We start from the raw sequence: 18,480 nt of genomic DNA on the forward strand, positions 1-18,480 counted from the left end.
TGCCATTCTTATTATAGGTATCGGTCACACTAAAAAAAACTTTAGCGTATTTATAAAACAAAAAAAGCGGTCAAAGACCGCTAAACACACAAGGGAAACTTGAAACTAGGCTTGTTCGTTTGTAATTAAGCCCGTTGGGGTCGCTACCTTATCAGGTAACTGCTGACGCATTTCCAAAAATTTCGTAATATTTTTAGAAACCGTCAAAAATTCTTCAGTTGGGATCTGTCGGATCACTTCATCTGTTTCACTATTTTTGACAAAGACCACCATTTTTTCGGATTGGTCATCTTTTTCAAACCTCAAATAATTTTGAAGTTTTTCCAACTGGACATTTAGGTCGTTCATTACCGAATCCAATTGGGTTTGGTTTATTTGGCCTTTGGCTTCCGCCGGGTTCAACGACTTCACGTTTCCGGTTTTCTGCTCAACACTCTGAGCCAACCGGTTCCGATCAATCTGCTGCCCCTCAGCCGAAGCCGCAGGTGTCAGTGACTTACTAACAGGGATACTATCCAGACTTCTAGGTTGTATAACACTTAATTCAGCCATACTACCCGTCTCCTTATCAAATCTACCATCTATATGATTTCATTGAATAAGACGCCTGTCAAACCCTCTTTTGTCCGTTCGCCACTTTGTTGCACCGATTCTAGGTAATTTTGAATATTATTAATAATCTTCAAAGAACCTTCGGTCGGAAATTGCTTTAAAACTTCATCAGTCTTTCGATCAATTACTTTAACCACTGAAGACCGCGTATTTTCATCCACTGAAAAGAGGAGTCCCTGACCAAGATGCAGTAATTTTTCATTCAATTTCTGAACTTGCTCATTTAACGCTACTGCAGTTTCCTGCTGAGTTTTCTGGGTTGGAGAGATGACTGATGCATCAGACTGTTGCTTCTTAACCTCTTGGCTTGCAGCCGGCTTAGAATCCGGTTGCAAGCTTTTAAGGTTTTCCGCAGCAGGTGTTGACATAGAATTAATTTCCATACCTGCCTCTCCTCACTAAATTACACTAATCGATATTAACGCAATAGTGACAATACGTTCTGACCAGACTGGTTAGCCTGACTCAACATACTCATACCAGCCTGCTGAAGAACCTGAGTTCTAGCCAAGTTAGCACTTTCTTTCGCGAAGTCAGCGTCAGAAATCTGAGATCTTGCCGCAGTGATGTTTTCGTTAACGCTGCTTAAGTTAGATACGGTTGATTCTAGACGGTTCTGCAAAGCACCCCACTTAGAACGCATAGTACCGATGTTTGACAAGGCACCGTCGATCTTCATGATCGCCATAGAAGCACCAGCCTGAGAAGTGATGTTTGCTTTACTGAAAGCAGATTCACGAACAGAGATCGCAACCTGAGCACCACCAGCAACCTGAGTACTGTAGTGAGTGTAGTAACCAAACATGTTAGCACCACCACCAGAACCAGAGATACCAGTATTGAAGTTACCTAGAGAAACATCGATCTTGTTGTCCGCACCAGTCTGCCAACCAGCGTGGATACCAGTAGGGGTAGCTGCTGCTGAAAGAATTGACCCTGAAGTACCAACGTTCTGCATAACTTGTACACCGTTGAACTTGGTAGTAACAGCAACACGGTCGATTTCAGACATCAACTGAGTGAATTCTTCCTGCATTTGCCCACGGTTTTCTGCGCTGTAAGTACCGTTCAATGACTGAACAGATAGCTCACGCATACGCTGAAGCATACCAACAACTTCTTCTGTCGCACCATCCATAGTCTGAACCAAAGACACACCGTCGTTTGCGTTACGGATCGCCTGATCAGTACCAGAAATCTGTGAAGACATCGAAGTTTTGATTGCTAGACCAGCCGCGTCGTCTGCTGCTGAGTTGATTCTTTGACCTGAAGTTAAACGCTCCATCGCAGTAGATTGCTCTAAAGCGGTTCTTTCTAGAATTCGGTTTGCGTTTACCGCACCCAAATTCGTATTGATTACCATTGCCATGATACATCTCCTTTTTGAAAAATAGTCAGTCTTATCCTGTTTGGATCGCTAACTTTTAGTACACCACCAACAAACTGGCAGGTTCTGTTTGGGTAAATTCCCAAATCTTTTTTCCAACAGGCCTGTTAGGCCTGTTGGTTAATTTCTTATTGCAGCAACTGTAATACGTTTTGACCCTGCTGGTTCGCTTGACTCAACATGCTCATACCAGCCTGCTGAAGTACCTGCGACTTAGCTAGATCAGCTGACTCTTTAGCAAAGTCGGCATCTCTGATCTGCGATCTTGCAGAGTTAACGTTTTCATTCACGTTGCTTAAGTTCGATACGGTCGATTCCAAACGGTTTTGCAAAGCACCCCATTTAGATCTCAATGTATTTGTATTCGATAGCGCGCCGTCGATTTTCATCAGCATCAAAGAGGCACCTGCTTGAGTACTGATCGTCCCCTTACTGAAGGCCGATTCTCTGATCGAAATCGCTACCTGTGCACCACCTGCAATCTGTGTGCTGTAGTGCGTGTAATATCCGAATAAGTTTGCGCCCGCACCAGAACCTGAAATCCCGGTATTGAAGTTAGCGGTTGAAATTGGAATCTTGTTGTCCGCACCGACCTGCCAACCAGCGTGAACATTCAGTGTTCCTGGAGCGGTGGAAAGGATTGAACCGGAGGTACCTACGTTCTGCATTACCTGAACGCCATTGAATTTTGTGGTGACGGCGACTCGGTCGATTTCCGTCATCATCTGCTTGACCTCTTCGTTCATCTGCTTACGGTTTTCATCACTGTATGTACCGTTAAGAGACTGAACCGACAGTTCACGCATACGTTGCAACATGCTTACAACTTCTTCTGCCGCACCGTCAAGTGTTTGGACCAATGACATACCGTCATTCGCGTTTCGAATCGCCATATCCGTACCACGGATCTGAGAAGTCATACCTTCCGCTACGGCCATACCGGCTGCATCGTCAGCCGCTTTATTGATTCTTAGACCTGAAGTCAAACGCTCCATTGCTGTAGTCTGATTGCTTGCAGTTTGATCCAACAAACGTACCGCATTCATTGATCCCATGTTTGTGTTAATTACCATTGCCATGATAAGTTCTCCCTTGCTATCTTCTTGTGTTTTAACTTGTGTTTTTATTTTTAATTTCGAGGCAATGTTTCTTGCCTTCAACCTATTTAACGGCACCCCCATTTTTTCTTTAGCCAAGAAAATGTTTTTTTTTGAAAAAAATTGCTTACCGATCTCTTCTAAAAACGAAAAAAACTCTACACCCCTTAAAATACGGGGCCTTCAGACAAGACATACGCTCCCAAAAAAGCGATAAAATTTTTTCCGTAATTGTATGAAATAACGACAAATTCACGGCCTTTCCAAAGGAAAACTCTACGCTCTATAGACAGATGGAAACCAAATGTAAGGTTCCACAGGCAATCACACAGGGATTTAGGAATTAAATATTAGAAAGCGAAATGGAAACTGGGCGGAATGTGAAACCATTCAAATGCGGTTTCAGAAGAGTTATCCAGCTTTGATTGGGTTCTTTACAAAGAGAGGAGATCGTCAAACGGAAATAAGCGTTTGGGAAAGAGGATGAAATCCCCTGGTTGACGGCTCAAAAACTCCGACAACCAAGTAATTCATTTTGAGACTCGTCACGCCTAACCGGCAGTTAACAATTGGATCATGTGCTGAACTTGCGGATTGTTCGGTTCTAACTCTTGGGCTTGCTGCAAAGCGGAAATCGCCTCGTCCTTCCGGCCGATTTTCAAAGCAAGTTCGGCTAACTTCAACAAAGCGGAGAAATGTTCCGGGTACTCTTTTACAAATGTTTTCAAAACCTCGTAGGCAAAATCGTTCTGGCCGAGAAGTGACAAATAATCAGCATAAGGCAACATATACTCCAGCGAAAACTCGCAAAGCTTTTCAAGAAAGATCAAAACCTTCTCATGCTGTTCGGCTTTCATGGCGAAGTTCAGCAAACGCTTCAAACTGAACAGTCTGAAAGGTTTGAAGTTGATCTGTTCATAGGCATTTTGAGCGGTGGTCACATCCGCTTGCAAATCCGCCACCATGCCTTCAACCAAAAATGCCAACTGCTTTCCTTCAAAACTTTCAACCTGCGTCAGTTGCTGTGCAATCTCATTCAGCGATTTCAAATCATGTTTCTCATAAGCACTTAAAGCCTTGCCGTGTAACTCAACCGGCGAAACACTTCGCTCTTTAAGAAGTTTGGCTTGAACCGTGTCTTTTTGACTGATATTCTTTTCAAAAATTGCAGCGGCTTCTTCCAACGCCAGATGATCAGCCTCGGTTAAAGCGACGTCAGAATGATATTTCTTCCAAACCAAATAACGTCCGGTTTCAAATTGTTTTTTCCAAATCGGCAGCAAATCGGCCGGATGGGAATCCGGAACATATTCGAGCATTCGATTCTTAAGCACATCAATAGACTTATCGAGCTGTTTTATAAATTCTTCACAGGTTTGTTTCATCCCTTTGAAGTAGGCGTTCAGAGTCAGCTGAATCTCCTCTTCAGACATCTTCGAATCGTCTTCGACCGGTCGGAATGCCTCTCTGAAAGAGTCTATGCCGTAGTGATAAAGCACTTCCCCCATCTCGCCAAGTTTCTTGTCTAACTTATTTTTAGATTTGGCCAAACGAGCCGTATCGGAAGCATCCTCTTGATACTTTGCAACCTGCTTGATCCCCTCCTCGGACAGTTTGATCGCATCGCGAAGCTGTTGGCGCTCTTTCTGCAAAACTTTCAAAGACGTTTTCTGATGATTCAATAGCGCTTTCAAATCCACATCCAAGACAGAGTTGATTTCATCCATTAATACTTTCTTAGGTGCTTGCTCTTCAAGCTGTACCGTCTCTTTGTCACGGTATTCGACACCTTCCACTTTGGCTGCATAAGGACTCAAGTTATAAACTCGGCAATCCGGCGCATAGGTTTCATAACCTTTTACTAAAAAGGCCAGAGAGCCGACACCGTTGGCAAACGGTTGATCGGTCTCTGCCATTTCCCCTGAATAGGTTTCGACGGTAGTCAGGTTCTTGACGCCGAGCTTACCAATCTCGCTTTCGGCACTGCCCGAAGCGTGGGTTTTGCCTTGATAGAAACACAAATCCACACCGGTCAGATAGACGTTTTTCGCCCCCATAAAAACCGCTTGATGAAGCGCACTGTGAATAACTGTCGGCCCGGGAGAGCTGGAATTTTCTTCGTTCACCCAAGGCAATGAGTCCCCGAAATAAACGCTGTTATGCGCCCACTGGTTCAACAGTTTCGGATTGATATGATGGCAGTTCAAAAGAACAGTGTCCGATTCAAAAAGAAACATCTGCTTCGAATTATCGAAGCTAAGGTCATGAGGATCCACAGAAACCAGAAAGTCTGGTTTGATTCCCTCTTTCAACAAGCGCGCCGAAATTCGTGCAGCAGCAAAAATAACGAGTTTGCCACTATTCTCCTTGATCCAATCGATGGCACTGTCCAAAGACGGTCCACCACCGACCAACAACACTTCCCTGTCCTTCAACATACCCTGCAGCAATTTAACCGGCTTGATATTACGGTGCAGATTCAACAACTGGGCATCCACAAACGAGCGGGTGACGCTGGTGACGTTTTCTGCGAACAGCAGCTTTCGGTATTCATCTTCAATATGAGTCCAAAGCTGACCATAGGGCTCATCGTACTTGGCATCGATCGCCGCAATGGATTTAATCAATGCCGTTTTACCGGATGCCATATATTCCACTTCGGATTGACTCAAGACTCCCAAAGGAAAATCGGCGGGATAACATTCTATCCAATCAGGAAGATCGCTGAAATCCGTCTCTTTGGACAAACTCGCATAGTCAATGAATATGAACTTACGGCCTTTACGCTCCCCTTTGAAGTGTTCTGCCAAATAAAAGGGCAACAAACCTGAGTCGGTTCCGCCAATGACATAAAGGGTATTTTCATGATGAAAGGTTTCTTTGAAATAGCGTCCAAAAATGGTTGCCGACGAAGCTTTTTCAAATAGGTTTCCATTCGCGGTCGGGTAATATTTTTCCCCAAAAGCGTTTTCCCGTGGTGCTCCAACTTCGTACTCAAAATCCATTCTCAACTATTCCCAATTCAATATTCTTCAATTTCTTATAAACACAAAACATTCATGCCACGCCGCCAGTAAAACAATTCAGCATTTAAACCAATCAGTTCGACAGCATTTTCAAATAGGCCTCGACCTTGAAAACGTCCACGAGTTCATCAACGTCCATCCCGGCGATCGGACTCATTTCAAACAACTCCGTTTCATTCTCAATCACAAACGCCCGTTGCTCCCTGAACCAATCTGGCTTAATCAGATAAAAGGCGCCATTGATCGTGAAATAGTTATCGTCGTAATCCTGTCTTCTGTAGGTTTTTTCGGATGGTTTGGCCAAATAATTCCATTCGCCCTGTTCGTTGCGATACATACTTTTGTATGGATGCTCAACCATCTTATGTACACTGACCATGGAATCTGCACCCGAATCAACAAACTCCTGAACGGCTCGATTGATGTCGTCAGCGGAGCGCAACGGCGATGTCGGCTGCAATAGCACAACAATATCAGGATATTCGCCCACTTGCTCCAACCAATTCAGCACGTCCAATACCACATCGGCAGTATTGGCGCTGTCCGTCCCCAGTGAATGTGGTCGTCGGTAACGGGTGTCGATACCGTGCAATTGGGCGAAGTGCAAAATTTCGTCGTCTTCGGTAGAGATCATGATCTGATCCAACACGCCGCTCTCCCTGGCCGCTTCAAACGTATATTGCAGCAAAGGTTTCGCCATAATAGGAAACAGATTCTTTTTGGGAATCCCTTTCGAGCCGCCGCGAGCCGGAATCAACCCCAAAACACGTTTACCATTGATTTTTTTCTGTTCCATCATTTACTTCTGAACCTATTATTTAACCTATTTCTGATTTTTTCTTTTCTGGAAATGAATTTCGTAATCCGCCTGCGCCTGTTCGAAATCAGGCATCTGGCCGATATCCATCCAGTACTCGGTAATCGGGAATCCGCCGACATTGCCTTTTTCCGACAAGACCTCTTCAATCAGAGTAGGCATGTCGTAAAACGCCTGTTCAGGAACCTTTTCCATGGCTTCGGGCGACAGAGCGTAAATGCCGGCGTTGACGAAATACCGATAAATCGGTTTTTCTACCAATTGCTTGACGCGCGTGCCTTCAATATCCACCACTCCATACGGTACCTGTTGCGCATACTCTCGGACACAGGCTGTGGTGATATTATTGTGTTCGGTATGAAAATCCAACAAGGCGGTCAAATCCACTTTAGTCAGGAGGTCACCGTTCATGACCACAAAAGGCAAATCCGGCTTTTCAGGAAGCAGGCTCAAGGCACCAGCCGTCCCCATGCGCTCGTCCTCTTCAACGTATTCGATGTTCACACCCCACTGGCTGCCGTCACCGAAATAACTGCGGATCTGCTCACCCAGATAATTGATACAGAAATAAAAATTCACAAAACCTTGTTCGGCAATATGAGTGACGATGGTTTCCAGTATCGGACGATCTCCAACTCGTAACATTGGTTTAGGAACACTTTCCGTCAACGGACGTAAACGTGTACCCAAACCACCCAACATAAGAACAATCGGGTTCAGGCGTTTGGCCACCTCTTTCTTGTCGTAATACAAGCCGACAATCTTCTTGTCCGCATCCACGATAGGCAAGTGACGAATCGACTTTTCCAGCATCTTACGTTTCCAGGCGGTCTCGGTCTGACTTTGCAATCCGACAGTCGGACTCGAATTCATCGCAGAGGTAACACAACCGTCCAAACCTTCTCCCCTTAAAAGTGCACGGCGTACGTCTCCATCGGTCAAGGTCCCCAGCAGAACGTCATCCGCATCCACAACCAATACGATCTGCAGGGCTTCACGGTCAAGAACCGTCAAAGCTTCCTTGATCGTCGCCGTTTCGTCCACGGCAATACGTCGCCACTCAAAAAGATTCATCACTTTCTCCTAATCACTTAAAGGCGGTATAAGGGGTAAATCATAAAACGGTTTTCCGGCCAAATGACTGACAGAAAAATGTACAAGTCTATCGCAAATCAACTTGGCACTCTCACCCTGACCGTAAACACTGGTTTTTTTATCGGCAACTTGCTTATGTTCCGGACTCAATGCCTTGTGCAAAGCCTGTTCAATCGAATAAGCGGATTCATCGCAATCGATGACCGAAGGCGATCGCAATCTTCCTTTTTGCCGGGTACCGATATTGACCGTCGGTACACCCACTGCCGGTGCCTCGATAATTCCGCTTGAAGAGTTTCCAACTACGGCATCGGCCAATTTCATCAAACTTAAATATCGCAATGAGCCTAAAGAAGTCACAAAATGCGCATTCAAAGGAGTCAATCTCACCCAGTTTTGAATGAAATCGTTCAAATGACGGCCTTCTGCATCGGCGTTCGCTCCTGTCCAGATGACAGTCGCCTCTTCGAAATGTTCCAATGCCAGACACAAGTTCTCCAAGGCCTGAACCCCCTGGGTATTTCCCCAAGTAACCGGATGATAAGTCACCAAAAATACAGGGGCATCCAGTTTCAGCTTCAAATCACCCTCCAAAGCCTCCCTGGAGAGAAAATCCATCTTATGAATCACGTCCAGTCCCGGCGCACCGACATTGAAAACCGTGTCCGGACGCTCGCCCATCTGTATCACTCTTTTCCGGTAAGATTCCGCCGCAGTGAAATGCAGACTCGCCATTTTCGTAATGGCGTGGCGAATCGCTTCGTCGACCGCACCTTCAGTCACCTCTCCACCGTGAATATGGGCAATCGGAATATTCATCAACAACGCAGCCTGAGCCGCCGCCAGAATTTCATAGCGATCACCGAGTACAAGAACGACGTCCGGCTTCAAAGACTGATAGGCATGGCCAAATCCACTGACACCTCGCGCGACCGATTCGACAACGGCAAGCTGACTGTCTTCGGCGGTGTCTTCTAGCATTTCAACCCGCTGGTCAACCTGAAAGCCATCCGCCAAAATCTGATTAACCGTCATGCCGTGCTTTTCGGACAGGTGTGCAGCGCAGGCAATGACCTGTAACTGCAATGCCGGTTCCAGTTGAATTCGAGCCATGATTCCTGACAAGAGTCCATATTCTGCCCGGGTTCCAGTCACAACACAGATCTTCTTAACCATCAATGCCTTCTCCCGGTTCATAATCTTTTCGTGCCGGTTGTCCAATCAAATCGTCCCACTGCTGAGCGAAACAGCCCTGATCACTGCGCTTCAACGTCAAATTCGATTCGCTAAAGATTTCACCCTCTGCAATCCGGCAGCTCGCAACAATACGTTTGCGCGCAACGGACTTGTTCGCTTGCTCCGATGAAGAGGCGATTTTTTCTCCCGTTCCCAATGCCACTTCAATGTGCCGAATGCCCTGTACCATCGCCTTGAGTTCCTGCGGCTCCAAACTCGCCTTATGATCCGGCCCGGGTAAGCTTTTATCCAAAGTGAAATGCTTTTCGATTACATTTGCGCCAAGTGCCACGGCTGCAATCGGTACTTCGATGCCTAAAGAGTGATCGGACAGGCCTGCTGAAACCTCGAAACGTTCAGCCAGCGTCTGCATCGCTCGCAGGTTTACATCTTCATAAGGTGTCGGATAAGCCGTATTGGCATGCAAAACCGTCAGATTGGATTTGGACAGGCCTGCTTGAATCAGAGTTTTAATCGCCAAACCAACTTCATCCAGATTACCCATGCCGGTCGAGAGAATTGTCGTCTGGTCGAATGCGGCGATTTTTCTAAGGTAAGGAATGGACAGCAGTTCACCGGACGGAATTTTCCAACGCTTCATCCCCAATTCATGCAGAAAATCAATGCTATCGTCGTCAAACGCAGTCGACATGAATTCGATGCCTTTTTCCCGACAGTAATCAAACAGTTCCAAGTGTGCCTGCTCACTTAATTCCAAACGTTTGAGCATGGCGAACTGGCTCTCTTTAACGCCGGTGTTTTCCGTCTGGTAATCCGCCTGTTCGGCGGTTTCGGTCACCAGGTTTTCGGTTTTGAAAGTTTGAAACTTGACAGCGTCGGCGCCTGCGTCCACCGCCGCATCCACCAACTGTTTGGCCATTTCGAATGAACCGTTATGATTGACGCCCGCTTCTGCAATGATAAAGACACTCATCTCATAACCTCAATCACCTTTGCGGTAACAGGCAGGTTCGAAAAATCGAATTCATAGCGGCATTCGGAAGAGTCATAAGACACTTTAGACTGTTCCATGAAATCGTTTTCGGAAGAAACCTGATGGGCCTGAATATGCTCATAGGCTTTTGCAAAGAAAGTCAGCATTGACAGCCCCATACCGTGCGCGATCGTTTTGACGTATTGCCCATCGACATCGTCAGGTTCGATCACTTCCATCTGTACGCCTATTCCATTGCCAATCATCTGAGTGGCCATCTGAATTTTATCGTCCGTAGAAGCGACCTTATCGTCGACAGCGTGAATGAAATAAAAATAGGTTTCCGGACGATAGGCCGCATACTGCTCTATCTGTGCTTCCGTGAATGAACGGATATGGAAACGCTTGCCGTCAAAGGTGTAAGGCAAATCTTTCTTCAAGGTCCAAGCACTGCGTATAAACAGGTTTAACGTAACATTGCTGTGCAATTTTTCCTTAAATTCCGGCACGCCGTACTCTCGGCCGACTATGTAACCGAAATGCGGTATTGCCCAGGAAGAATTATCAAACACAGCCCGGAATGTCTTAGGCGCGAATTTAGCAGCCAGATTAGCGATATAGCCACCATAGGATGAACCGACCAGAATTATGTTATCCGATGGAATATCCTGATTCTGCAACACATGCCCTACGGCATTGATGATATCCAATGCCTGCATGACCCCACCGTTCTGATATTCGTTCTTCCCCGGTTTCATGGTTCCGGTAATGTTCACTTGCAAATTGTTTTTAGCCAGATGATCGTTCAGGATCTTAATGCCTTCTTCAACGGAATCCCCGGAAAAAGGGAGCTGGCATTGCAAAAATAACTTCTCGATCAAAGCGACGTCTTCCGCTTCGTAAATGACAGAACCCTCCATTTCCGGGCGGCTGTAAAAGCAGTGATAATCGACCGTCATCGCCGCCAAACCATACTGTTCGACAACTTTCCTGCAAAAAACATGACGGTAATCTCCAGCGTCCCCACCAAAACCGGGAATGTACACAACCAATCCTTTCGGAGCCTCTACGGGTTTGGCCAGATAATAGTCTGTCTGGCGAGAACAATGTTCAAGACCAAGCTCAAAGTCGGGCGTGGTGGAGAACTGAACGTTTTCTTCGATTACCGGCATCTGTTTTCCTATTCCTTAGTTTTTGAAACTTTTCGAGCAGGAATACCCAAATAAGTCCCTTTTTGCGTAACATCCTTATTCACCAATGCACTGGCTCCGATTACCGATTCCGATGCGACTGACACGCCCTGCAACAAGGTCGCGCAGGAACCGATCAGACAACGTTCGCCGACGCGGCAGTCTCCATTTACGGTTGCTCGGGTAGAGATGTGGCTATGCGCCCCGATTTTCGAGCCGTGCTCAATCGAAGCGTAACTGTTCACAATACAATTCTCGGCGACTTCCGCCAGATTGTTGACCAGAGCATAATGCATGACAACCGTTCCGAAACCGATTTGAGCCTGACGAGCCACTCTCGCCAACGGCGAAACAATTACCGGTAACCGTCCACCGAAACCGAGCACTTTTTCATAAAGCTTCACCCTGAGTTCCGCTCGCTGCAATTGGCCTACGGTAATCACACAATCCGGAGTTTGCTTAATCAGCGCGTCCAAATCGTCATCCGTACCGACAATCGGATAACCCAGAAAATCCGATTTCTCGACACCCGGCGCTTCTACAATTCCCATAATCTCATACTGTTGCGTGCTTTCAATCACGTCAATGACAGAAGCACAGTGGCCGCCGCCGCCAATCAACAGCAAGGGCGTTTTAGCCATTACATTTCACCCCGCTGGGCAAATTCACGACACGTTCGGCCAACCATTCGGTTTGATCCAAATCACCACGCAGACAATCCTGATAAATCTCTAGTTTATGCATTGGAGTCCATAAAGGTCGTGTCTGAATTCCCTCTTCATTACTTTCAGCCAAGAAGCGATCACGCTGCGCCGGGTCATGAAACACAATTCCGTTCAACCAGTAATTCGGCAGGCCTGCTTCCAACCCATCCATAACCGACAGGCCTGTTAGCTTCTCTCCTAAAGATCGATACATTTCCGCCAAAGCCCGTTTCTCTTCCAGAAAGTCCTGTAATCGGCTGAATTGAGCCACACCCAAAGCCGCATTCAAATTCGGCATTCTCAGGTTATAGGCGATTTCATCATGCTCGAACAACCAGGCATGCGGAATTTTAGCGGTGGTGCTCAAATGCTTGGCATGCTTGGCCAATGCCTCGTTATTGGTCACCAACATCCCGCCCCCGCCGGTTGTCAGAATTTTGTTGCCGTTGAAACTGAATACACCCACGTCACCAAAGATCCCAGTGTGTTGGCCCTGATAATAGGAGCCCAAACTCTCGGCGGCGTCTTCCACTACTTTAATATTGTGTTTATGGCATATTTCAACGATACGATCGATCTCGCAAGCAAACCCCAAGGTATGCATCGGCACGCAAGCTCGGATTACACGTCCTGTGCGAGAATGCACACACTGGCCGTCGATTAGGCAAGTCTGTTCACCGAGAAACTCTTGCAAGGAATCCGCGGATAGACCATAAGAGTTGGCATCCACATCCAGAAACACCGGATCGGCCTGTAGCATTTTGATGGCATTGGCGGTGGCGACAAACGTCAGCGACTGGGTCAAAATCAAGTCACCCGGCTGAACACCGACCACTTTCAATCCAAGAAACAACCCCATCGTGCCGTTGACCACCGCCACCGCATGATTGGCATCGGTAAAATCAGCCATAATTTGTTCGAACTCATCCACATAACGCCCTACCGATGAAACGAAGGTAGAGTCGATGCAATCGTTCAGGGTTTGTTTCTCAGGTTCGCCCAGACAAGGGGCGTGCAACGGAATAAAATCGTCCGTGTGATAGTGCGTTCGAATCGCCTGGATAATCTTCTGGGTTTCAGGATAGGTGGCCGAAAAAGCTTCAGACATTATAGATATCCGCTTTATAACGTTTCAGGTTTTCAGGCTGTGTGAACCAGTCGATGGTTTTCGACAGGCCTGTCCGAATGTCATTTTCCGGTTCAAAACCGGTCAATTCACGAATCATACTGTTGTCACACCATAGGCGAAACACTTCGGAATCTTTCGGGCGCAAACGCTGTTCGTCCTGGACGAACACCACATCGCTTCCCATCAGTTCTTTAATCAGCTCCAAGGTATCCTGAACCGAAATCTCGAAATTGGAGCCGATATTGACGGTCTGACCGATCGTCTTGTCGGACTGCGCGATCGCCATCATTCCTCGGCAGGTATCCGTAACGTAGTTAAAATCACGCGTCGGTGAAGTATCGCCAAGCTTGATCTCTTTCATGCCGTTGGCGATCTGAGAAATAATGGTCGGAATCACCGCTCGGGCGGATTGTCTCGGACCATAAGTATTGAATGGTCGGGCGATACAGACCGGCATTTCAAACGCGTTGTAATAAGACATCGCCATCGCATCCGCGCCGATCTTGCTCGCACTGTACGGCGATTGCGGCTGTACCGGATGTTTCTCGTCAATCGGCACGTACTGGGCGGTACCGTACACTTCCGAAGTCGACGTATGCATGAAACGCTGTACACCATTTTCCAAACAGGCCTGTGCCATGTTCAAGGTACCGTTGACGTTGGTTTCGACGTAGGAATTCGGTGCGATATAAGAGTACGGAATGGCAATCAATGCGGCCAAGTGAAAGACTGTATGGCAATCCTGAGTGATTTTTTTGCACAGGAACGGGTCACGGACATCACCGCTAACCACTTCGATTTCATTGATAACCGGGCTTTGATCCAACCAACCCCAGTCGTTGAAGGAGTTATAGAGCGCTAAAGCACGTACCTTAGCTCCGGCTGCCACCAGACTTTCCACCAGATGAGAACCGATAAACCCGTCCGCACCGGTGACCAAAACTTGTTTCCCTTGCCAATAATTCATTTACGCCAACTTCCGTTGTTAATTTTTATATTCAATATTGGCCTTAATGAGAAGCGATCGGACTCACCAGGCCTGGTTATTTGTCATTTCTAAGGCTTAGACTTCGAAAATCGCTCGATATTTATTTTTCGCTTTCATCACCTTATCCAGATAACGCCGTGTCTCGTCAGACTGATGTTCAAAACGTAACTTACGATAAACCTGACGAGGGTGCAAGCGATTAATGTGCTCAACCGCCTGCTCCTCGGTGTCTCCGAAAAGTTTAAGTACAGTCGACAAACCACCGTTGTAGGATGCGATCACCAACAACTCTTTATTGTCCTTGTCCTTTACCTGATCCAGATAATCATGCGCCAGCAGCCCCAGATAAGCGGTTCCCATGCGGATGTTGTTCTTGGCATCGAACAGGTCTTTTCGGCTTGGCTGGCCTTTCCTCATGTCAACATACTGATAGACATCTTTACCTGCCGCCTGTGGCTTGAGTTGCATCAGCCCCAAAGCGTTGGAACGACTGACCGCTTTCGGTTGAAAATCACTCTCGGTCTCCATGATGGCAAATACCAGAGCAGGCGAGACATCGAACTGTTTGGCATAATCCGTCACCCAGTCACGATACTGAAAAAACTGATCTGGATAATTAGGATCCACCAACGGAATACTGACTACGACGAAAGGCCCCTCTTCATCCTCTATCTTCCCTACACGCTCTGAATCCAATAGATAGTCAGCATATTCAAATGCATCGGCTGGATAACGTATTGCCCGATGATTCTGATCCAAAACCTTCTTATAAAAATACGGTATTTCTTTGAATGATAAGGCCTTGTTACTCAGCAAATCTTCAGCAAAAGGTCGATCACTGAGTAAAAGGCGCGAAATCGCCCGTTTGATATCGCGTTTATTTGAAACCGAATGTGGAAACTCGACCAACAGCTCGTCATCATAAACAACCACCGTCGGTTCCTCCATTGACGATGCCACGACCTGCTTCTGACTTTCAACAGTCCTCTTTGCATCCATGGGAGTTTGTTTTGATTCGCTTATCATATCTTGAGGCAATCTGGATGGCATCGTTGCGACCGGAATTACGACAGCGGAAATATCGGATGACGGCTTTTTGACAGAGGGATCGACAACCTCACGGTGAGGTTTTACCACAACCGCATTGGTACTAACCATTCGCATCCCGGAAGACACAAGCGGTTGATTTACCTGAGAATTCACAACCGCCCTATGTTGTCTCATCCAGTCTGCAAAGCCAGAGAATGCATTGCCTGCAACGACCAAGAGTACAAAAGACGCCACCAAAGCCGCATAGATTGACGTAGTTATTTTCACAAAAAAACCTCCATATAGGAGGTTTTAGCAAAACAAAGGCCAACTTAAAAGAACTAATTATCTTAAATAATCGAATAAGGACATGCCCTGTACTTTACTGAAGACCTGTTGAGCAATCTGAAGTGCATTCTGATTCTTGGTCAATTCACTAATTCCTTTAACCACATCCATATCCTCTAAGCCGGAACGACGCTCTTCCAAAGCAATCTTGAAGGATTCACCCGTATCGTACTGAGTCTGGATTCGGTTTTGACGACCGCCAATCTCCGCTCTCACCTGAGACAACTGAGTAATAGAAGAGTCGATGTCAGTAATGGCCGTTTCAGGTGGTGGCAGACCGGCATCCAAGGCTGCCTTGAATTCCACCAGCACATTCAGAATATTGGCATCCTGAGTACCGGTTCCGGAAAATGTGGTTTGAATATTCTGAACTTGAAACACCTTGTCGCCGTTATCGGAAACGCGAACCCGGCTAGGATCACCCAGGTCGTCTGGATTCACCTTGTTATCGGCATCGAAGCCGATTTGAACGAAACGAGAACCGTAATTAGATAAGGGATCGTATACAGCCGAACCGTCCGAAGCGACCTGACCAACCGCATTGGTACTTCCGATATAGGCGAAGTATCCTGGATTATTCGGATCTTCAACAAACGCCAATTCCGCATTGACACTGTTACCGGCGAACAACTTCTCACCTTCGGAGTTGGTATAGTTCATCATATTACTGACCTGATCGATAATCTGACCAAGTTCTTCCGCAGTCGCCTTGCGGTTATCTGCATTATAGGTGTCGTTGAGCATTTGAATCCCCAACTCACGCGCACGCTGTAGCGAACTGATCGTATCAGTGATGGCCGTCTCTTCCTGTACCAGCTGAGATTTAGCGTATTGTCCGTTTTTGGCATACTGTTCGATGGTACTCATCATCGCCTTCAAACCTTGAATCTGGCTATTAGCGACAGGATCATCGCTCGGATTGTTTACACGCTTCCCGGAACTCAACTTTAACTGCGAATCCAACACGTTTTCCTGATGCGATTGGATTGAACTGAATCCCTGACTGTGAAACATATTCGTTGAAATTCTCATGTTTTTATCCTCTTACCGCACCCAGTAGGGTCTGAAAAATACTTTGGGAAGTTGCAATAATCTGCGCGGACGCTTCATAGGCCTGCTGAAATTTCATCAGGTTCGCCGCTTCCTCATCCAAACTTACGCCGGACAAGGAATCGCGCTGATTAAGCATCTGTGCATGCACATTAGTTTGTGCGTTTAACTGAATTTCCGAACTTCGCACATACATCCCGGCATTACTCGTCATTTTTGCGAAACCGCCCAACAGACTTTCGGTCGCTGCACCGTTGTTGTCCGACAGTAGAATCTTCTTCGACTGCAGGTTCGCCATATTGGCAATATTGACGTTGTCCCCGTACGCCGCCGGAGCCGGAACTTCGTCAGTCAACAAACCGTCATTGTTAGAGTCTATCTGACTTTGTCCTCTGGAAGCAATCAAATCCGAATCTGTGATCAGAGTATGGAACTGATCCAGGACATCCTGATGCGGTTTGGAAATAAAACGATCGCCGGCGGCATAGGTTCCACCATCTCCTTTAAACTCCAAACCGTCGATAATGGTCGGATTCAAAGGATCGTTTGCGAATGAACCCAACAATAGACTTTCATTCTGACGATCATAAACATCGAAATTACCGGTCGTGCCATTATAGATCATCAAGTATTCGCGCGGTTCCATTTCACCGATAGAGGTAAAAGCATTCTGCAAATACTCTTCCTTGTCGCCGTAAGTCGCCGGCTGGGTAGCCGGAGTATATGGTGGTTCGCCGTTAAAACCGGCTGCTGGCTGAGGCGGGTTGAATGAAATCGAAATACCGGAACCGTCATCGGAAGTGGCATCATTATTTGCATTTTTGATGGCCGATGAAGCCAAAGGCTCGAATAGGCTTCCACCGGCATCGCCGTTCAAATCATAACCTTGATAATGCTGCCAGTTCATGGACGCCACAAAGCCATTCATCGTCAAACCCAGTTCATTCTGCGCGACATCCAGCATATTCGATCTGAAATCCAGAATACCACCAAGCTGTCCACCGGTGATACGGTCACTGACTACTCTGTCTTCACCACCGATAGTGGCATAGAGTTCAATGCGATTCTCATCCCCATAAGGACCTAATTTGGCCTGCAATTCGGTGATGGTATTGTCGCTCAAAAGCGGCAACTGTCCATTTGCGGTGTGGATGTCGATACGGCCGTTTTCTTGAGGGTAAGTCTTGATTCCAATGTAACCGCTCAACTCCAGGATTGCTTGATCTCGTTGATCCAACAAATCATTCGGCGGCTGGCTTCCTGAAGCCAATCCTCTTTCGACCTGGTCGTTCACCGATTGAATGGTTTTCAGGCGGTCGTTGATTTCGTCGGACAGGCTTTTAATCTGGCTGTTCACCTGTTGCTGAGTGTCGGTGAAGACCGTTGAAAGGTTATTCAAATGACTTTCGATATTACCGGCTTCGTTCAAAACCATCTGCCGGCTGGTGCTGGAAGTCGGGTTATCCGCCGCTTCCTGAAGACTGTCAAAGAAACTCTGAATAAATACCTGAACGCCGTCTTCGGTACCCGAGACAATACCTTCTACCTGCTTTGAAAGCTGTAACTGCTGGTCATATCGCTGAACGGAGGCGTTACTGCTGTTCAACTGCATCTGGATATAGTCGGCCTGAATACGCATGACCGTGTCCACATATGAACCGGATCCACTGAATTTAACGCTTGATAGCCCAGGCGCGCTACTCATGATTTCCGCTCTTTGACGGCTGTACCCTTCGGTACTCACATTGGCGATGTTATGACTCGTAACGTCCAATGCAGTTTTATATGTATTGGCTGCACTAGAACCAATTGACAGCATATCAGCCATATCAAATTCC

The 18,480-nt window shown here is 46.7% G+C and carries 16 protein-coding genes; all 16 read right to left on the reverse strand.

Going from position 1 to position 18,480, the window contains the following annotated elements; translation table 11 throughout:
- Positions 1 to 105: 105 nt before the first annotated feature.
- Positions 106 to 552, reverse strand: coding sequence for a flagellar protein FlaG (locus tag QCB45_RS03340; RefSeq protein WP_279419201.1), 447 nt, complete (start codon positions 550 to 552; stop codon positions 106 to 108).
- Between the two features lie 29 nt (positions 553 to 581).
- Positions 582 to 995, reverse strand: a complete 414-nt coding sequence (locus QCB45_RS03345; RefSeq protein ID WP_279419202.1) for a flagellar protein FlaG — start codon at positions 993 to 995, stop codon at positions 582 to 584.
- 35 nt (positions 996 to 1,030) lie between these two features.
- Positions 1,031 to 1,981 carry a flagellin gene (locus tag QCB45_RS03350; RefSeq protein WP_279419203.1) on the reverse strand — a complete coding sequence of 317 codons (951 nt, stop codon included), beginning with the start codon at positions 1,979 to 1,981 and terminating at the stop codon, positions 1,031 to 1,033.
- 146 nt (positions 1,982 to 2,127) lie between these two features.
- On the reverse strand, positions 2,128 to 3,078 hold the full coding sequence (locus tag QCB45_RS03355; RefSeq protein ID WP_279419207.1) for a flagellin: 951 nt from the start codon (positions 3,076 to 3,078) through the stop codon (positions 2,128 to 2,130).
- Between the two features lie 569 nt (positions 3,079 to 3,647).
- On the reverse strand, positions 3,648 to 6,101 hold the full coding sequence (locus QCB45_RS03360) for a 6-hydroxymethylpterin diphosphokinase MptE-like protein (RefSeq protein WP_279419210.1): 2,454 nt from the start codon (positions 6,099 to 6,101) through the stop codon (positions 3,648 to 3,650).
- Between the two features lie 94 nt (positions 6,102 to 6,195).
- Positions 6,196 to 6,921, reverse strand: coding sequence for an acylneuraminate cytidylyltransferase family protein (locus QCB45_RS03365; protein ID WP_279419212.1), 726 nt, complete (start codon positions 6,919 to 6,921; stop codon positions 6,196 to 6,198).
- A gap of 24 nt (positions 6,922 to 6,945) precedes the next feature.
- A complete protein-coding gene (locus QCB45_RS03370) occupies positions 6,946 to 8,013 on the reverse strand; it encodes a nucleotidyltransferase family protein (RefSeq protein WP_279419213.1) in 1,068 nt (355 codons plus the stop codon).
- A 9-nt stretch (positions 8,014 to 8,022) separates the two neighbouring features.
- A complete protein-coding gene (neuC, locus tag QCB45_RS03375) occupies positions 8,023 to 9,231 on the reverse strand; it encodes a UDP-N-acetylglucosamine 2-epimerase (RefSeq protein WP_279419215.1) in 1,209 nt (402 codons plus the stop codon).
- Positions 9,203 to 10,204 carry an N-acetylneuraminate synthase gene (neuB, locus tag QCB45_RS03380; RefSeq protein ID WP_279419217.1) on the reverse strand — a complete coding sequence of 334 codons (1,002 nt, stop codon included), beginning with the start codon at positions 10,202 to 10,204 and terminating at the stop codon, positions 9,203 to 9,205. Before neuB ends, neuC begins: the two co-directional genes overlap by 29 nt.
- The gene (locus tag QCB45_RS03385) at positions 10,201 to 11,376 is read right to left on the reverse strand and encodes a DUF2920 family protein (protein ID WP_279419218.1); all 1,176 of its coding nucleotides are present in this window, start codon (positions 11,374 to 11,376) and stop codon (positions 10,201 to 10,203) included. Before QCB45_RS03385 ends, neuB begins: the two co-directional genes overlap by 4 nt.
- Positions 11,377 to 11,384: 8 nt before the next feature.
- Positions 11,385 to 12,035, reverse strand: a complete 651-nt coding sequence (locus tag QCB45_RS03390; RefSeq protein WP_279419219.1) for an acetyltransferase — start codon at positions 12,033 to 12,035, stop codon at positions 11,385 to 11,387.
- A complete protein-coding gene (locus QCB45_RS03395) occupies positions 12,028 to 13,206 on the reverse strand; it encodes a LegC family aminotransferase (RefSeq protein ID WP_279419220.1) in 1,179 nt (392 codons plus the stop codon). The genes QCB45_RS03390 and QCB45_RS03395 overlap by 8 nt, the downstream gene beginning before the upstream one ends.
- Positions 13,199 to 14,194: an NAD-dependent 4,6-dehydratase LegB gene (locus QCB45_RS03400; protein ID WP_279419222.1), complete on the reverse strand. Its 996-nt coding sequence runs from the start codon at positions 14,192 to 14,194 to the stop codon at positions 13,199 to 13,201. The genes QCB45_RS03395 and QCB45_RS03400 overlap by 8 nt, the downstream gene beginning before the upstream one ends.
- 96 nt (positions 14,195 to 14,290) lie before the next feature.
- Positions 14,291 to 15,532 (reverse strand): murein transglycosylase domain-containing protein, encoded by a 1,242-nt coding sequence (locus QCB45_RS03405; RefSeq protein ID WP_279419224.1) that lies wholly within the window; start codon positions 15,530 to 15,532, stop codon positions 14,291 to 14,293.
- A 57-nt stretch (positions 15,533 to 15,589) separates the two neighbouring features.
- On the reverse strand, positions 15,590 to 16,624 hold the full coding sequence (gene flgL, locus QCB45_RS03410; protein ID WP_279419227.1) for a flagellar hook-associated protein FlgL: 1,035 nt from the start codon (positions 16,622 to 16,624) through the stop codon (positions 15,590 to 15,592).
- Between the two features lie 4 nt (positions 16,625 to 16,628).
- Positions 16,629 to 18,470, reverse strand: coding sequence for a flagellar hook-associated protein FlgK (gene flgK / locus QCB45_RS03415; protein WP_279419228.1), 1,842 nt, complete (start codon positions 18,468 to 18,470; stop codon positions 16,629 to 16,631).
- Positions 18,471 to 18,480 lie beyond the last annotated feature (10 nt).

Source organism: Thiomicrorhabdus sp. ZW0627, assembly GCF_029767005.1.
GTDB lineage: Bacteria > Pseudomonadota > Gammaproteobacteria > Thiomicrospirales > Thiomicrospiraceae > Thiomicrorhabdus.

What these genes read in the sequence shown, in the direction of transcription:
- QCB45_RS03340 (WP_279419201.1), bottom strand. Translation starts at nt 552, where the DNA reads ATGGCTGAATTAAGTGTTATACAACCTAGAAGTCTGGATAGTATCCCT.
- QCB45_RS03345 (WP_279419202.1), bottom strand. Translation starts at nt 995, where the DNA reads ATGGAAATTAATTCTATGTCAACACCTGCTGCGGAAAACCTTAAAAGC.
- QCB45_RS03350 (WP_279419203.1), bottom strand. Translation starts at nt 1,981, where the DNA reads ATGGCAATGGTAATCAATACGAATTTGGGTGCGGTAAACGCAAACCGA.
- QCB45_RS03355 (WP_279419207.1), bottom strand. Translation starts at nt 3,078, where the DNA reads ATGGCAATGGTAATTAACACAAACATGGGATCAATGAATGCGGTACGT.
- QCB45_RS03360 (WP_279419210.1), bottom strand. Translation starts at nt 6,101, where the DNA reads ATGGATTTTGAGTACGAAGTTGGAGCACCACGGGAAAACGCTTTTGGG.
- QCB45_RS03365 (WP_279419212.1), bottom strand. Translation starts at nt 6,921, where the DNA reads ATGATGGAACAGAAAAAAATCAATGGTAAACGTGTTTTGGGGTTGATT.
- QCB45_RS03370 (WP_279419213.1), bottom strand. Translation starts at nt 8,013, where the DNA reads ATGAATCTTTTTGAGTGGCGACGTATTGCCGTGGACGAAACGGCGACG.
- neuC (WP_279419215.1), bottom strand. Translation starts at nt 9,231, where the DNA reads ATGAACCGGGAGAAGGCATTGATGGTTAAGAAGATCTGTGTTGTGACT.
- neuB (WP_279419217.1), bottom strand. Translation starts at nt 10,204, where the DNA reads ATGAGTGTCTTTATCATTGCAGAAGCGGGCGTCAATCATAACGGTTCA.
- QCB45_RS03385 (WP_279419218.1), bottom strand. Translation starts at nt 11,376, where the DNA reads ATGCCGGTAATCGAAGAAAACGTTCAGTTCTCCACCACGCCCGACTTT.
- QCB45_RS03390 (WP_279419219.1), bottom strand. Translation starts at nt 12,035, where the DNA reads ATGGCTAAAACGCCCTTGCTGTTGATTGGCGGCGGCGGCCACTGTGCT.
- QCB45_RS03395 (WP_279419220.1), bottom strand. Translation starts at nt 13,206, where the DNA reads ATGTCTGAAGCTTTTTCGGCCACCTATCCTGAAACCCAGAAGATTATC.
- QCB45_RS03400 (WP_279419222.1), bottom strand. Translation starts at nt 14,194, where the DNA reads ATGAATTATTGGCAAGGGAAACAAGTTTTGGTCACCGGTGCGGACGGG.
- flgL (WP_279419227.1), bottom strand. Translation starts at nt 16,624, where the DNA reads ATGAGAATTTCAACGAATATGTTTCACAGTCAGGGATTCAGTTCAATC.
- flgK (WP_279419228.1), bottom strand. Translation starts at nt 18,470, where the DNA reads ATGGCTGATATGCTGTCAATTGGTTCTAGTGCAGCCAATACATATAAA.